This window comes from Parafrankia sp. FMc2 (genome assembly GCF_041008525.1).
Lineage (GTDB): Bacteria > Actinomycetota > Actinomycetes > Frankiales > Frankiaceae > Parafrankia.
Genome location: NZ_JBFLUG010000526.1, coordinates 1 through 516 on the forward strand (window position 1 = coordinate 1; position 516 = coordinate 516).

Below are 516 nucleotides of genomic sequence, written 5' to 3' on the forward strand. Positions count from 1 at the left end.
GGCCCTCGGGCGGCTGTGGTGGTGTCTGCGGAACAACCAGACCTGGGACGACCTCGCGGCCTGGCCGATCCCCACCAGCGACCAGCCATCCCTGGCAGCTTGACACCTGACCCGCGTGGGATGTCTATATCCCGACCGGCCAGGGCTGGCTCTACTTGGCGGTCGTCCTCGACCTGTACTCCCGCAGGATTGTCGGCTGGTCGATGTCCGCCGAGCAGAAAACCCCGCTCGTCACTGACGCGCTGAAGATGGCACTACACCATCGCCGCCCCGCACCGGGAGTCATCCACCATTCCGATCAAGGAACGCAATATTTGTCTCGGGAGTTCGCCAAGATCTGCCGCCAGTACCAGGTCAAGCGCTCCGTCGGATCTGCCGGCGACTGTTACGACTGCGAGCATCATGTTGTCGCTGCCACGCTGGTCTGACCCTTGTTACGACCGGCCTCTCGGGTGCCCTGGCGTTGATCTGTCGGCCGGCGTGGCGGCGACCTCTGGACCGCTGGCCGGGCGGGCA

At 65.3% G+C, this 516-nt stretch carries 1 protein-coding gene; it reads left to right on the forward strand.

The features are described 5' to 3' along the window. Positions 1-128 precede the first annotated feature (128 nt). The gene (locus AB1460_RS38285) at positions 129-428 is read left to right on the forward strand and encodes a DDE-type integrase/transposase/recombinase (RefSeq protein ID WP_420497476.1); all 300 of its coding nucleotides are present in this window, start codon (positions 129-131) and stop codon (positions 426-428) included. Positions 429-516 lie beyond the last annotated feature (88 nt).